Origin of the sequence: Cupriavidus sp. IK-TO18 (assembly GCF_015549295.1) — a bacterium.
In the GTDB taxonomy this organism is placed as follows: domain Bacteria; phylum Pseudomonadota; class Gammaproteobacteria; order Burkholderiales; family Burkholderiaceae; genus Cupriavidus; species Cupriavidus oxalaticus_A.
This window is the reverse complement of the sequence record NZ_JADGMP010000046.1, coordinates 46,820-60,716: the sequence shown is the minus strand read 5'-3', so window position 1 is coordinate 60,716 and position 13,897 is coordinate 46,820. Positions and strand designations below refer to the sequence as shown.

10 protein-coding genes and 6 tRNA genes are annotated in these 13,897 nt (G+C 65.4%); 11 read left to right on the top strand and 5 right to left on the bottom strand.

The window, feature by feature from the left end; genetic code table 11:
• Positions 1-19: 19 nt before the first annotated feature.
• From IPF36_RS31550 to IPF36_RS31535, 4 genes are all read left to right on the top strand, one after another.
• Complete coding sequence (locus IPF36_RS31550) at positions 20-1,069, top strand: microcin C ABC transporter permease YejB (protein WP_133096116.1); 1,050 nt, start codon at positions 20-22, stop codon at positions 1,067-1,069.
• The gene (locus IPF36_RS31545; RefSeq protein WP_133096117.1) at positions 1,066-2,202 is read left to right on the top strand and encodes an ABC transporter permease; all 1,137 of its coding nucleotides are present in this window, start codon (positions 1,066-1,068) and stop codon (positions 2,200-2,202) included. The genes IPF36_RS31550 and IPF36_RS31545 overlap by 4 nt, the downstream gene beginning before the upstream one ends.
• On the top strand, positions 2,199-3,866 hold the full coding sequence (locus IPF36_RS35040; protein WP_135705523.1) for an ABC transporter ATP-binding protein: 1,668 nt from the start codon (positions 2,199-2,201) through the stop codon (positions 3,864-3,866). The genes IPF36_RS31545 and IPF36_RS35040 overlap by 4 nt, the downstream gene beginning before the upstream one ends.
• A gap of 422 nt (positions 3,867-4,288) precedes the next feature.
• Positions 4,289-4,969, top strand: coding sequence for a C40 family peptidase (locus IPF36_RS31535; protein WP_135705522.1), 681 nt, complete (start codon positions 4,289-4,291; stop codon positions 4,967-4,969).
• An 80-nt stretch (positions 4,970-5,049) separates the two neighbouring features.
• On the opposite strand, the gene IPF36_RS31530 is transcribed toward IPF36_RS31535, so the two are convergent.
• Positions 5,050-5,979 carry a patatin-like phospholipase family protein gene (locus IPF36_RS31530; RefSeq protein WP_195431968.1) on the bottom strand — a complete coding sequence of 310 codons (930 nt, stop codon included), beginning with the start codon at positions 5,977-5,979 and terminating at the stop codon, positions 5,050-5,052.
• 257 nt (positions 5,980-6,236) lie between these two features.
• On the opposite strand from IPF36_RS31530, the gene gltX reads away from it, so the two are divergent.
• The 7 genes from gltX to IPF36_RS31495 all read left to right on the top strand — a co-directional run bounded on the left by gltX (position 6,237) and on the right by IPF36_RS31495 (position 8,871).
• Positions 6,237-7,643: a glutamate--tRNA ligase gene (gltX, locus tag IPF36_RS31525; RefSeq protein ID WP_133096121.1), complete on the top strand. Its 1,407-nt coding sequence runs from the start codon at positions 6,237-6,239 to the stop codon at positions 7,641-7,643.
• Between the two features lie 274 nt (positions 7,644-7,917).
• Positions 7,918-7,993: transfer RNA gene (locus IPF36_RS31520), tRNA-Ala, on the top strand.
• 66 nt (positions 7,994-8,059) lie between these two features.
• Positions 8,060-8,135: transfer RNA gene (locus IPF36_RS31515), tRNA-Glu, on the top strand.
• Between the two features lie 68 nt (positions 8,136-8,203).
• A tRNA-Asp gene (locus tag IPF36_RS31510) sits at positions 8,204-8,280 on the top strand.
• 186 nt (positions 8,281-8,466) lie between these two features.
• Positions 8,467-8,542: transfer RNA gene (locus IPF36_RS31505), tRNA-Ala, on the top strand.
• 108 nt (positions 8,543-8,650) lie between these two features.
• A tRNA-Glu gene (locus IPF36_RS31500) sits at positions 8,651-8,726 on the top strand.
• A 68-nt stretch (positions 8,727-8,794) separates the two neighbouring features.
• Positions 8,795-8,871: transfer RNA gene (locus IPF36_RS31495), tRNA-Asp, on the top strand.
• Positions 8,872-8,979: 108 nt separating this feature from the next.
• Here IPF36_RS31495 and IPF36_RS31490 read toward each other — a convergent pair.
• The 4 genes from IPF36_RS31490 to IPF36_RS31475 all read right to left on the bottom strand — a co-directional run bounded on the left by IPF36_RS31490 (position 8,980) and on the right by IPF36_RS31475 (position 13,817).
• Complete coding sequence (locus tag IPF36_RS31490) at positions 8,980-10,335, bottom strand: MATE family efflux transporter (RefSeq protein WP_195431967.1); 1,356 nt, start codon at positions 10,333-10,335, stop codon at positions 8,980-8,982.
• A gap of 114 nt (positions 10,336-10,449) precedes the next feature.
• Positions 10,450-12,237: a glycosyltransferase family 39 protein gene (locus tag IPF36_RS31485; protein WP_133096123.1), complete on the bottom strand. Its 1,788-nt coding sequence runs from the start codon at positions 12,235-12,237 to the stop codon at positions 10,450-10,452.
• 263 nt (positions 12,238-12,500) lie between these two features.
• Positions 12,501-12,761 (bottom strand): type B 50S ribosomal protein L31, encoded by a 261-nt coding sequence (locus IPF36_RS31480; protein ID WP_133096124.1) that lies wholly within the window; start codon positions 12,759-12,761, stop codon positions 12,501-12,503.
• Between the two features lie 204 nt (positions 12,762-12,965).
• A complete protein-coding gene (locus tag IPF36_RS31475) occupies positions 12,966-13,817 on the bottom strand; it encodes a M90 family metallopeptidase (RefSeq protein WP_195431966.1) in 852 nt (283 codons plus the stop codon).
• Positions 13,818-13,897: the final 80 nt, after the last annotated feature.

Below are 13,897 nucleotides of genomic sequence, written 5' to 3'. Positions count from 1 at the left end.
AAGGAACAAGGACCGGCCGATGCTTGCCTACCTGCTCAAGCGCATCCTGCTGATGATCCCGACGCTGATCGGCGTCATCACGCTGACCTTTGTCGTCATCCAGTTCGTGCCGGGCGGTCCGGTCGAGCAGATGATGATGGAACTGAAAGGGCGGGGCGGCGCTGGCGAAGCCAGCGGCGGCGGCGCCGAATACCGCGGCCGCCGCGGCGTCGACCCGGAGAAGATCAAGGAGATCCAGGCCCTGTACGGCTTCGACAAGCCGCCGCTGGAGCGCTACTTCCTGATGCTCAAGCGCTTCGCCCAGTTCGACCTGGGCCAGAGCTATTTCCAGCACCGCAGCGTGTGGGAGCTGGTCAAGTCCAAGCTGCCGGTGTCGGTCAGCCTGGGTTTGTGGACGTTTTTCCTGACCTACCTGATATCGGTGCCGCTCGGCATCTCCAAGGCGATCCGGGCGGGCAGCCGCTTCGACGTGGTCACCAGCATCGTCGTGCTGGTCGGCTATGCGATTCCCGGCTTCGTGCTGGGCGTGCTGCTGCTGGTGCTGTTCGGCGGCGGCACCTTCGTGCAGTGGTTCCCGCTGCGCGGGCTGACCTCCGACAACTGGGAACAGCTGTCGCTGATGGGCAAGGTGATGGACTACCTGTGGCACCTGGTGCTGCCGATCACCGCCTCGGTGGTGGGCAGCTTCGCGGTGGTGACCATGCTGACCAAGAACGCCTTCCTGGAGGAAATCCGCAAGCAGTACGTGCTGACCGCGCGAGCCAAGGGGCTGGGCGAGCGCCGCGTACTGTGGAAGCATGTGTTCCGCAACGCGCTGATCCCGCTGGTGACCGGCTTTCCGGCGGCCTTTATCGGCGCCTTCTTCACCGGCTCGCTGCTGATCGAGACACTGTTCTCGCTCGACGGGCTGGGCCTGCTGTCGTATGAGGCCGTGCTGCGGCGCGACTACCCGGTGGTGCTCGGCACGCTCTACCTGTTCACGCTGATCGGGCTGGTCACGCGCCTGATTTCCGACGTCTGCTACGTGCTGGTCGATCCGCGCATCCATTTCGAGGGCCTGCACCGATGAAACCGTTCTCGCACGCGGTGCCCAACGGCCTGCCGCATTCGCCCTCGCCGCGCCAGCGCGCCTGGCAGCGCTTCCGCCGCAACCGCCGCGGCTACTGGAGCCTGGTGATCTTCGTCGCCATCTTCGTGCTGAGCCTGGGCGCGGAGATGTTGTCCAGCAACCGCCCGCTGGTGGTGCGCTACAACGGCGACTACTACTTCCCGATCGTCAAGACCTACCCGGAGACGACCTTCGGCGGCGACTTCCCGACGCAGGCCGACTATCTCGATCCGTTTATCCGCGACCGCATCACCAGCGACGGCAATTTCGCGGTCTTCCCGCTGAACCGGTATTCGTACGACTCGCTGAACTACTTCGCCAAGGAGCCCAACCCGGCGCCGCCGTCGGCCGAGAACTGGCTTGGCACCGACGACCGTGGCCGCGACATCCTGGCGCGGCTGCTGTACGGCTTCCGCGTATCGGTGCTGTTCAGCCTGGCGCTGACCGTGATCGGCGTGGTGATCGGCACGCTGACCGGGGCGCTGATGGGCTTCTTCGGCGGCCGCTTCGACCTGTTCTCGCAGCGTGCCATCGAGATCTGGAGCTCGATGCCCGAGCTGTACCTGCTGATCATCTTCGCCTCGATCTTCGAGCCCAGCCTGGCGCTGCTGATCATCCTGCTGTCGCTGTTCGGCTGGATGGGGCTGTCCGACTACGTGCGCGCCGAGTTCTACCGCAACCGCTCGCTCGACTACGTCAAGGCGGCGCGCGCGCTGGGCTTGTCCAACGTGCAGATCATGTGGCGCCATATCCTGCCCAACAGCCTGACGCCGGTGATCACGTTCCTGCCGTTCCGCATGAGCGCGGCGATCCTGGCGCTGACCAGCCTGGATTTCCTTGGCCTTGGCGTGCCGCCGACCACGCCCAGCCTGGGCGAGCTGCTGGCGCAGGGCAAGGGCAACCTCGATGCCTGGTGGATTTCGCTGTCGACCTTCACCGTGCTGGTGGTGACGCTGATGCTGCTGACCTTCATGGGCGACGCGCTGCGCGATGCCTTCGACACCCGCCTGGGCCTGGCCGCGCTGCGTGGTCGGGTCGAACCCAAGGTCCCGGCCGGCGCGCCGGCGGCGCCGGCGCCGGGAGTCACGCCATGAGCGCCGTGTCGCCGCTGCTGCAGGCCGCCACCGGCCTCGCCCCCGCCGAGATCCCCGCGCCTGGCTCCACGCTGATGTGCGTGGACAAGCTGTCCGTCACCTTCGGTCACGGCGAACATGCCACCCGCGCGGTGCGCGAGGTCAGCTTTGACCTGCGCGCCGGCGAGCGCTACGCGCTGGTCGGCGAATCGGGCTCGGGCAAGACCGTGACCGCGCTGGCCATGCTGCGCCTGGTTGAAGATGCCTACTACGACGGCGCGATCCGCTTCGAAGGCAAGAACCTGCTCGACGTCTCCGACCGCGAGATGCGGGCAATCCGCGGCGCCGAGATCGCGATGATCTTCCAGGAACCGATGACGGCGCTGAACCCGCTGTACACCATCGGCAACCAGATCGTCGAAACGCTGGCGCTGCATGAAGGCCTGGACCGCCGCGCCGCGCGCGAGCGTGCCATCGCGCTGCTGGAGCGCACCGGCATCACCGACGCCGCCCACCGTTTCGACAGCTTCCCGCACCAGCTGTCCGGCGGCCAGCGCCAGCGCGCCATGATCGCCATGGCGCTGGCGTGCCGGCCCAAGCTGCTGCTGGCCGACGAGCCCACCACGGCGCTGGACGTGACCATCCGCGCGCAGATCATGGACCTGCTGCGCGACCTGCAGGCCGAATTCGGCATGGCGGTGATGCTGATCACCCACGACCTGAACCTGGTGCGTTCATTTGCCCAGCGCGTGGGCGTGATGGAGAAGGGCGTGCTGGTCGAGACCGGCGAGACCGCCCAGGTGTTTGCCGCGCCCCAGCACCCGTACACGCGCAAGCTGATCGACAGCCGCCCGAAGCGCGAGGTGCTGCCGCTGGTGCCGCTGGCGCCGGTGCTGCTGGAGGCGCGCAACCTCAGCGTCAACTACGCGCGCAAGCGCCGTGGCGTGGCCGGCTGGTTCGGCAAGGACCAGTTCGCGGCGGTCAAGGATGTCGATTTCCAGTTGCGCGAAGGCGAGACCATCGGCATCGTCGGCGAATCCGGCTCGGGCAAGACCACACTGGCGCATACCGTGCTGGCGCTGCAGCGCAAGGGCGCCGGCACCATCCATTTCCTTGGCCGCAGCTTTGACGACGCCACGCGCAAGGACCGCTGCCAGCTGCGCTCGCGCATGCAGGTGGTGTTCCAGGATCCGTTCGGCTCGCTGTCGCCGCGCATGACCATCGAGCAGATCGTCGGCGAAGGGCTGGCGCTGCACCAGCCCGGCCTGTCGCGCGAGGCCACGCGCGAGCGCGTGATCGACGCCCTGCGCGAAGTCGGGCTCGACCGCACCGCGCTGGGGCGCTATCCGCACGAGTTCTCCGGCGGCCAGCGCCAGCGCATCGCGATCGCGCGGGTGCTGATCCTCAAGCCCCAGGTGCTGGTGCTGGACGAACCGACCTCGGCGCTGGACGTCTCGATCCAGCAGCAGGTGCTGGCGCTGCTGTCCCAGCTGCAGCACAAGTACAACCTGAGCTATCTCTTTATCAGCCACGACCTGGCGGTGATCCGGGCCATGGCGCACCGCGTCATCGTGATGAAGGCGGGGGAGGTGGTAGAGACCGGGGAAACCGAGGCCGTGCTCGGTGCGCCGCAGCATCCCTATACCCGCAAGCTGATGGCCGCGGCGCAGGTTGGTGCTGCCTGACCGCAGTGCCTCGCAGCATCGCTTTTTGCGCCGCCGGACTGGCGGCGTTTTGATATGCGCAATCCGATAAACAAGATGCAAAATTCGGCCTATATCGTTGATTCGCAAGTCAAATCCGGCGAATTTGTAACGAACTTTGACATGTGAATGACAACCCTTTACCATCCGGCGAGTACTACTTTCGGGGGTGGTGTGTCCGACGCATTGAATCGCGCAGTGCACGTTGACGGTGCGATTGTCGGCGCGGTTTATCGGCGCGGTTTCGGCGCGGTCGTGACGCAATAGCGTCACCTCTGCCTGGCGCGGATGTTGCGTTACGTCCTCCCCGTAGTACCGGCGTGGTGCACACGCTGTACACAGATACCCAGCAGCCCCGGACTTTGTGCCGGGGCTTGCTTTGGAAACGTTCAACGGGAGAACCAATGCAGCGATCGGTGCTTCATTCCCTGGCGCGCGCCGCCGTCGGAATTGCCATTGCCTGCGGTGCGACTGTGTCGAATGGAGTGCTGGCGGACACGGTGTTCAAGGACGCCGACGCCCGTATCGATGCCACGGCCCCGGCCGCGGACTCGCATGCGGAAGGCAAGCGTGGCTTGCTGTCGTCGATGGTGAATTCCACCAGCAACGTTGCCAGCAAGGCTGGCGACCTGGTCATGAACGCGCTGGGCCTGATCGGCGTGCGTTACCGCTTCGGCGGCAACAGCCCCGAATCCGGCCTCGACTGCAGCGGCTTTGTCCGCTACGTGTTCCATGACACCTTCGGCTTCATGCTGCCGCGCCGCTCTGTCGAAATCAGCCGTGTCGGCACCAACGTGGCGACCAGCGACCTGCGTCCGGGCGACCTGGTGTTCTTCAACACCATGCGCCAGACCTTCTCGCACGTCGGCATCTATATCGGCGACAACAAGTTCGTGCACGCCCCCTCGACGGGCAGCAAGATCCGTGTCGACGACATGCGCGCCGCGTACTGGGTGACGCGCTACAACGGCGCGCGCCGTATCGAGGACGATGGCAACAGCCGCAGCGAAAGCCTCGGCGACATGGTCGAGACGCTCAAGCGCTACGATCCCAAGGCCGTACGGGCCACCATGTACGGCGGCTGAGCTTCAACGCAACGCCACAAAGGAAAAGGACTGCCGCGGCAGTCCTTTTTGTTTTCCGCGTCGGGCGCCGCTATGCGTCGCTATTGCGCCGCCAACGTGCCGGCCGGCTGTAGCCGCGCCTGCTCCAGCTTGTGCCGCAGCGTGGCCATCACCGCGGCGGTCGCCTGTTCGCCCGCCAGCACCGCGCGGTTGCGGGCGTTGAAGTCGCTGCCGCTCATGTCGGGCAGTTCGGGGCGGATCACCACGTCGGCGCGCGACAGCGCCATCTTGTTGATCGACTGGCCCATGATCGCGGTGGTCTGCAGCAGTACGCCGCTCTGGCCGGCGTTCTTCTGTGCCGACGGGTCGGCGGAGATATTCACCGCGATGACGAAGTCGGCGCCCATGGCGCGCGCCGAGTCGACCGGCACCGGCTCGACCAGGCCGCCGTCGACGTAGTCATGTCCCTGGATCGACACCGGCTGGAATACGCCCGGCACGCTGCTCGACGCACGCACGGCCTGTCCGGTATTGCCGCGGCGGAACAGGATCTTTTCACCGGTCTTCAGGTCGGTGGCGACGATGCCCAGCGGCAGCTTCATTGCCTCGATCGGCCGGTTCAGCACCTGTCGGTTGACGTAGTTCTGCAGCGCCTCGCCCTTGAGCCAGCCGCCGAAGCGGGTGCCGAAGGGCAGGGCCCAGTCGGCGATCGACGCCTCGTCCATGGTCAGCGCCAGCTTGTTCAGCCTGAAGCCGTCCAGGCCGCTCGCATACAGCGCGGCCACGACCGCGCCGGCGCTGGTGCCGGTCACCAGGTCGGCATGGATCCCCTGTGCCTCGAGCGCCTTGATCACGCCGATATGGGCAAAGCCGCGCGCGGCGCCGCCGCCAAGCGCCAGGCCGATCTTGACCGGACGCGGAGTGGGTGGGACGGCGGGCGTGGTCGCTACCGGCGGCGCAGTGCGCGGGCCGAAGGCGCAGCCCGCCAGCAGGGCGGCCGCGGAGAGGCCGAGGAAATGACGTCGTTGCATGAAGCGGGATCAGTAAATCGGGGGTGGCCGGGACTGCTGTGGCATGTGATGTCAACGCTGCTTTATGCGTCTTGCGCCGGCATGCCTGTCGACCGGCACGATCTCAGACCGGCGCAAGCATAAATGATTCCGCGCACGATTCCGCGCACGCCCGGCGCCATGCGGAGGGCGGCAGGAACGTGCTTGTATAATGCAAAGCCTGCACACACCAGCCCGCGCGCCGCTGCGCGCGGGCTTTCTTGTTTCTGCCCCTGACCATGACCCAACGCGTCCGCACCCGCTTTGCGCCGAGCCCGACCGGCTTTATCCACCTCGGCAATATCCGCTCCGCGCTCTATCCCTGGGCCTTCGCCCGCCGCATGAAGGGCGACTTCATCCTGCGTATCGAAGACACCGACGTCGAGCGTTCGTCGCAGGAAGCGGTCGACGTGATCCTGGAAAGCATGGCCTGGCTGGACATGGACATCGACGAAGGCCCGTTCTACCAGATGCAGCGCATGGACCGCTACCGTGAGGTCGTGGCGCAGATGGTCGACGCCGGCCTGGCCTACCGCTGCTACATGAGCACCGCGGAACTCGACGCACTGCGCGAAGCGCAGCGCGAGCGCGGCGAGAAGCCGCGCTACAACGGCTTCTGGCGTCCGGAAGAGGGCAAGGTCCTGCCCGAGCCGCCGGCCGGCGTGGATCCGGTGATCCGCTTCAGGAACCCGATCGGCGGCAGCGTGGTGTGGGACGACGCGGTCAAGGGCCGCATAGAGATCTCCAACGACGAGCTCGATGACCTGGTGATCGCGCGCCCGGACGGCACGCCCACGTACAACTTCTGCGTGGTGGTGGACGACCTCGACATGAAGATCACGCACGTGATCCGCGGCGACGACCACGTCAACAATACCCCGCGCCAGATCAACATCATCCGCGCGCTCGGCGGCACCGCGCCGGTCTACGCGCACCTGCCGACCGTGCTGAACGAGCAGGGCGAGAAGATGAGCAAGCGCCACGGCGCCATGGCCGTGACCGGCTACCGCGACGAAGGCTATCTGCCCGAAGCCGTGCTGAACTACCTGGCCCGCCTGGGCTGGGCCCACGGCGACGCCGAGATCTTCTCGCGCGAGCAGTTCATCGAATGGTTCGATCTGGAGCACCTGGGCAAATCGCCGGCGCAGTACAACCCGGAAAAACTGGCCTGGCTGAACAACCACTACATCAAGGTCGGCGACAACCAGCGCCTGGCAGGGCTCACGCAGCCGTTCATTGAAGCGCTCGGCGGCAAGGTGGAAGGCGCCGACCTGGTCGGCGTGGTGGCCCTGGTGAAGGACCGCGCCAACACGCTGAAGGAAGTCGCACAGGCCGCGCTGCTGTTCTATCGCGGCGAGCCGCAGGCGGATGCCGCGCTCAAGGCCGAGCACCTGACGCCGGAGATCCAGCCCGCGCTGGCCGCGCTGTCCAGCCAGCTGGGCGCGCTGCCTGAGTGGAAGCGCGAGGCCATCAGCGCGACCTTCAAGGTAGTGCTGGCCGAGTTCGGCCTGAAGATGCCCAAGCTGGCCATGCCGGTGCGCCTGCTGGTGGCGGGCCAGCTGCAAACGCCGAGCATTGACGCGGTGCTCGAACTGTTCGGCCGCGACACGGTGCTGCGCCGTCTGGGCGCCGGTATCGCCGCGTAAAAAATCTCGCAAAAATCCGCGCCTGGGGCTTGCGCTCCGGGCCGGAGTTGCGCATAATCTCGTTCTCCCTGCGGCGCGGTCCCTGACCAAGCGGGCTGACGGATCCGCAAGGGTCTACGCGGTCTCCATGCTTTTTAGAAAGCAAGGAGAAAAGCGAAAAAAGTTAAATAGGGAGCTTGCAAAGATTAGTAGTTGATATATAATCTTGGCTTCGCTTGAAACGGTAGTTAAATCAAGCGAAAATAACGCAAGTTGCAGTAAATGGCAGTACCATGGGGCTATAGCTCAGCTGGGAGAGCGCTTGCATGGCATGCAAGAGGTCAGCGGTTCGATCCCGCTTAGCTCCACCAAGATTTAGGTGGCATCCAGTCAGTATCGGGTGGCGCCAGACGGAACGTGTTGAAAGACAAGTTTCTGTCCCCTTCGTCTAGAGGCCTAGGACATCACCCTTTCACGGTGAGTACAGGGGTTCGAATCCCCTAGGGGACGCCAAAATAGCAGGGCGTAATCAAACGTCCAGCGCGTCGCCAAGAGCTTTGCTCGAGGTGGCAGCCGACTAAGGAGTGGTAGTTCAGTCGGTTAGAATACCGGCCTGTCACGCCGGGGGTCGCGGGTTCGAGTCCCGTCCACTCCGCCAAAACTAAACCCGCATGGTTAATCGCCATGCGGGTTTTTCTTTTAGTGTGAGGGATTATGTTGATAATCGCCGCGGCAACAGTAAAAAATGTTGCAATCGTTGCGGAAATCGATATATAATTCTGACTTCGCTGCAAATACAGCAGTTTGTGAAAGCCGCGAAAGCAGTATCAGGCAGTTATCCGAGGGGGGATTAGCTCAGCTGGGAGAGCACCTGCTTTGCAAGCAGGGGGTCGTCGGTTCGATCCCGTCATCCTCCACCAAGGATTCGGGAGGCGTCAAAAAAGATGCTTCCCAGGCGCGAAAAAGTCTGTTAGAATGGCGGACTTTCCAGCGCAAGACAGAAAAAACGCGTTGTAAAACAAGTTCCTGTCCCCTTCGTCTAGAGGCCTAGGACATCACCCTTTCACGGTGAGTACAGGGGTTCGAATCCCCTAGGGGACGCCAAAATAGCAGGGCGTAATCAAACGTCCAGCGCGTCGCCAAGAGCTTTGCTCGAGGTGGCAGCCGACTAAGGAGTGGTAGTTCAGTCGGTTAGAATACCGGCCTGTCACGCCGGGGGTCGCGGGTTCGAGTCCCGTCCACTCCGCCAAATTAAACGCCCGCGCAAGCGGGCGTTTTTCTTTTCAGCTCCAGGATTTTCACCCCCACATCGGTAGAGTGGCGCGCCTGCGGCAAGCGCAGGCGCTTAGCGCCGGGCTCAGTGCTTCACGTCGGCGCTGCTTACCCGCGCGAAATACCGCACCAGCAATCCGCCGGCAATGGCGAGGCTTATGCTGTTGGCCAGCCAGAACCCGCTGGCCCCGTGCGTGAACGCCGGCAGGCCTTCAATCAGTCCGAACCCGAGCACATAGCCGCCACCCAGCCCGATGCCCCACAGCGATCCCGCATAGATCAGCGTCGGAATCACCGCGATCTTGTAGGCGCGCAGGATAAACGCCGTCAGCACCTGCACGGCATCGAACGCCTGGTAGAAGGCCACGAACAGCACCAGCGGCAGCGCGGCCGCCACCACGGCGGGGTCGCTCGCATAGGCGTGCAGGATCGGTTCGCGCAGCAGCCACAGCAGCGCGCCGGTCAGCATGGCCAGTGCCACGGCTGCGCGGATGCCGCGCCAGGCAATGCGGCTTGCGCCGGCGAGATCGCGTGCGCCGATATGCTGAGCGACCAGTGTCGAGGTGGCGATGCCCAGCGACAGCGGCAGCATGTAGGCAACGGCGCCCAGGTTGGCGATGATCTGGTGCCCCGCCAGCGTGACCGTGCCCAGGCGCGTGATAAAGATCGACATCAGGGTGAACGAGGTGATCTCGATCAGGTAGGTCAGCCCCATCGGCACGCCCAGGCGCAGCAGCGCGCGCAACGGCGCGGTTGCCGGCCAGCTCCATGTCGCAAAGATCCGCAGCGGCTGGTAGGCGGCGCCATAGCGCAGGATCAGCAGCGCGGCGATGCACCATGCCCAGCTGATCAGCGTCGAGGCCAGCCCGCAGCCGGGCCCGCCCATGGCGGTCACGCCCAGGCCGCCGTGGATAAACCAGGCATTGAGCGGAATCTTCAGCGCCAGGCCGCCGACCTGCAGCACCGTGACCATGATCGGGCGCGACATCGCATTGTTGAGCGCCGAATAGATGCGGAAGCCGAGCGCCGCGGGCAGCCCGAACGCGGCGAAATGCAGGTAGGCGGTGGCCTTGTCGACCAGTTCGGGCGGCGCCTTGGCAAAGGCCAGCAGCGGCGCCGGGAAGGCCAGCAGCAGCACGCCGGGGAGCGCCAGCGCGGCGCCGAGCCACGCGGCCTGGCGCACCTCCGCACCAATCGCCTCAAGGCGGCCGGCGCCATAGAGCTGGCCGGCGACGGGCGCCAGCGCCTGCAGCACGCCCATCAGGCTGATATAGACGGTAACGTAGATCGAACCGCCCAGGCCGACGGCGGCGAGGTCGGTGGCGGAGGCGCGGCCGGCCATCACGGTGTCGATGACACCAAAGGCGATCACTGCCAGCTGCCCGGCCAGTACCGGGGCCGCCAGGCTGAAGATGCGGCGAAGGTCTTGGAGCAGGGTCATTCAGGCCTCAGGGGCAATGTCAGGGGCGTTGACCGGGCACGATGCCCGCAGCCGCCTGCGGCCGGAATGGATCGATGGCGCTGCGGTGCGCTGCGGAGGCTCGTGCCGGTGGGGTCAGGGCTGCCGCGGCAGGCGGCGGCGCGGCAGGTCGGGGCGCGGGTGCACCGCGCGCGCGGTATCGACCAGCCGGTACATGCGGAAGCGCTCGTCGCGGTCCGCGGGGCGGCGGCCTTCCCAGATCAGCCGCCATTCGAAATGCGAGATATTGCCGGGCTCGCCATAGTCCACCGCATCGTGGCGCAGCAGCACGTCGCAACCGTCGCTTGGGCCGCCAAAGCGGATATGGCCGAAGTAGGCGAACGACGCGAGCTGCGCGTCGCCCATGCGGATCGGCTGCACGCACCGGTATGCGGGCGGCAGCGCCATCGCGGCGGCCTGGGCCACGTCACGATAGGTCTTGCCGTAGTTGATCGACGGCAGCCACAGCGTCATCGCCATCACCCACATCAGCGTGGTGCCGGCGGCCGAGATCACCACCGGGCGCCAGATCTGCTTGGGCGCGCGCGACAGGCGCCAGCGCACGATCAGCACCCAGGCAATGGTGGCCGCCAGCGCGATCAGCACCGCGGTGATCGTGAACTCATGCTGGTAGCCGGGCAGCTGGCGGAACACATTGCGCGCTACGCGCGGCGGCCAGCCGGTGGTCTTTGCGATCCACATGAACCAGACCGTGCCGCCGAAGATGGTGAAGAACAGCAGCGCGAACCAGTCGATCGCGTTGATCACGCCGCGCGCCAGCGTGGGCAGTGCGAAGGCTGCCAGCACCGCCATCGGCGGCAGCAGCAGGATGAACTGCACGTCGCCGCCGCTGCGTTGCAGAAACAGCAGCACCACGACAGGCAGCAGCACCGCCAGCGGCATGGCCACATGGGCGGCGCGGCGCATTCCGGCCCAGGCAACCCATGCCCATGCCGCGATCGGCCAGACCGGCCACGTGTACAGGAACAGGTTGCGCATGTTGAAGCCGAACGTCTGCATGTTCGGCGAACCATAGTTGCGCCGGTCGTAGCGTGCCCATTCGCGGATAAAGGTGACAGCCTCGGTGCGGTCCGTCGCGCCGAAATAAGTCGAAGCCAGCCAGGCCGCGACGATCAGCAACGCCAGCGGAATGCCGATGGCGGCGAGCCGCTGCCACGGCAAGGGCTTGCACACCAGCGCGCAGACGACGGTGCCGAACAGCAGCGCCAGCGGCAGGATGGGGCCGCTGGCCAGCGCCAGGCCGCCAAGCGCGGCGCCATAGACCAGGCTGCCCATCAGCGGCTTGTCGAGGCTGCGCACCAGCGCGTACAGCGCCAGCGCGATAAAGGCCACCTGGCCGACCTGCGGCGTGGTCTCGTGCCCGCGCATGGCCAGGCCGACGCAGGCCAGGAAGATCAGCAGTGCGCCATCGGCCAGCGTGCGGCCATAGTCGCGCGCATTGGGCTGGCCGCCGAACGCATAGGCGAACGGCTGGACCTCGTCGCGCCGGCCCAGCAGGTAAGTGCTGTACCAGATGCAGGCGCAGGTCGAGAAGAAGAACAGGGCGGTGGCAAGGCGCGCGGCGTCGGTGGGTCCCAGCCAGCCGCCGAAGCCGCGGATCATCAGCGCGCCGATCCAGAACACCAGCGGGCCGTCCTCCGTAAACGGCCGGCCGACGATGTTCGGCATCAGCCAGTCATGCAGGCCGCCGGTGGCCAATTGCCACATCACGCCGAAGCCGGCGGCGTCCTCGTTCTTCCACGGATCGCGGCCGAACAGGCCGACCAGGCCGTAGATGATGCAGATCGCCAGCAGCAGGGCGCGCGGCAGGGCGCCGGTCGCGGCAGCGGTCAACTGGACGGGTGAGGTATTGGCTTGACGCATCGATGCTCAGGTCGGGCCGTGGCGCAATGGCGCGAAGGCCACAGTATCGCGCATGCGGCGGCCGCGAGGGCCGTGACATGCCGTAGAAGCCTCACGCGGGTGAGGGATTCCGGTGGATACAACAGTGCCGGCGCCGCTCGGCCGGTGGCACGCAAACGGCGGGCACAAAAGAAAAGAGGCAGCCGATGCTGCCTCTTTGCTGGTTCGCGCCGGCCTGGAGCATCTGTCCGCAGGCCGCGCGAAGCGGGGTTCGCCGAAAGCGATTACTTCGCGACCTTGCCCAGCTTGCTGCCGAACTTCTGGCGGAACTTCTCGACGCGGCCGGCCGTGTCCATGATCTTCTGGGTGCCGGTGTAGAACGGGTGCGATTCCGACGAGACTTCGATCTTGGCCAGCGGGTATTCCTTGCCGTCCTTCACGATCGTGTCCTTGGTCTGGATGGTCGAGCGGGTGATGAAGCTGAAGTCGCTGGACATGTCCTGGAACACGACTTCGCGGTAATTCGGGTGAATGCCTTCTTTCATGATGAGTCCTTTCTGGTTGGGTAGCCAGTCCGTTGCGATCCGCGCTTTACTGCTGAATTCACCGCTGAAAACACGACGCGTCGACGAACGAACCACTTGCCGGTAACGGGCAAACCGGGATTATGGCAGAAAAACAATAACTTGGGGAAGGGGAACAGGTATATCGCGCGCCGTCTGCCTGCAAGGCTTGATATGCCTTTTTACTCACATCGCAGCGGGGTGCTGGCGGTAAAAAGAGGCGAGCGACTGGTAGACAACCGGCCAATGGCGAGCCAGCCCGCCCGGCTCAACAAAAAATGCCTCGGAGGTCACTGCAAAGAATTCGCTGGGTGCCTCGCCACCGTACGGGTCGATGACGCGCAGCGCCGGCGGCAGCCGTTCGGGATGCTCCCAATCCGATTCCTTGCGTGCCTCCCATGCCTCGGCAAAGCGGTCGTATTCGGTGAGGAAAGTGTCCGCCCACGCTTCCGCATCGATATCCGGATGCAGCACGCGCGAGAAGGGCGGCACGCCGTCCGGCTCGCCGTCGAGCATGTCCAGCTTGTGGGCAAATTCATGGATGACCACGTTGTAGGTGTCTGCCGGCAGCTCGTGTTCGCTGTCGATGCCGGCGCCCGGCGTATGCACGTCCGGCCAGGACAGGATCACGGGGCCATGCTCCCAGGCTTCGCCGCTGGCTTCCTCCACCACGCCGTGCACCAGGCCGATCTCGTCCTGCACGGTCCGGCGGATGATGAATTCACCGGGATACAGCACGATGCCATGCCAGCCGCGGTACCACGCCAGCCCCAGCTTCAGTATCGGCACGCACGCTTGCACGGCGACGCTGACGACCATGTCGTCGTCCAGCGGCAGCTCGTGCGCGGTGGAGTATTCCTTCTCCGCAATGAATAGCGTGGCCAGCTCGCGCAGCGCGGCCAGATCTTCGCTTCCATAGCGTTGCACGAACGGCAGCGCGGCGACGGTGCGTTCCCACAGGTCGTCGGGGATCGCGTAGTGCTCCAGCTTGCGGGCCCTGGAGCGGGTGCGCAGGAATGCAGTCAGTTTGCCGAGCATAGGAAACCCATCGGGCAACAAAAAAGGCGTGCCGTGGCACGCCTTCTTGTTCATCTTGCGGCGCGTCCGTAAGCGGTACG

Excerpts from the sequence above, each read along its gene's own strand:
- IPF36_RS31550 (WP_133096116.1), top strand. The coding sequence starts at position 20 with ATGCTTGCCTACCTGCTCAAGCGCATCCTGCTGATGATCCCGACGCTG.
- IPF36_RS31545 (WP_133096117.1), top strand. The coding sequence starts at position 1,066 with ATGAAACCGTTCTCGCACGCGGTGCCCAACGGCCTGCCGCATTCGCCC.
- IPF36_RS35040 (WP_135705523.1), top strand. The coding sequence starts at position 2,199 with ATGAGCGCCGTGTCGCCGCTGCTGCAGGCCGCCACCGGCCTCGCCCCC.
- IPF36_RS31535 (WP_135705522.1), top strand. The coding sequence starts at position 4,289 with ATGCAGCGATCGGTGCTTCATTCCCTGGCGCGCGCCGCCGTCGGAATT.
- IPF36_RS31530 (WP_195431968.1), bottom strand. The coding sequence starts at position 5,979 with ATGCAACGACGTCATTTCCTCGGCCTCTCCGCGGCCGCCCTGCTGGCG.
- gltX (WP_133096121.1), top strand. The coding sequence starts at position 6,237 with ATGACCCAACGCGTCCGCACCCGCTTTGCGCCGAGCCCGACCGGCTTT.
- IPF36_RS31490 (WP_195431967.1), bottom strand. The coding sequence starts at position 10,335 with ATGACCCTGCTCCAAGACCTTCGCCGCATCTTCAGCCTGGCGGCCCCG.
- IPF36_RS31485 (WP_133096123.1), bottom strand. The coding sequence starts at position 12,237 with ATGCGTCAAGCCAATACCTCACCCGTCCAGTTGACCGCTGCCGCGACC.
- IPF36_RS31480 (WP_133096124.1), bottom strand. The coding sequence starts at position 12,761 with ATGAAAGAAGGCATTCACCCGAATTACCGCGAAGTCGTGTTCCAGGAC.
- IPF36_RS31475 (WP_195431966.1), bottom strand. The coding sequence starts at position 13,817 with ATGCTCGGCAAACTGACTGCATTCCTGCGCACCCGCTCCAGGGCCCGC.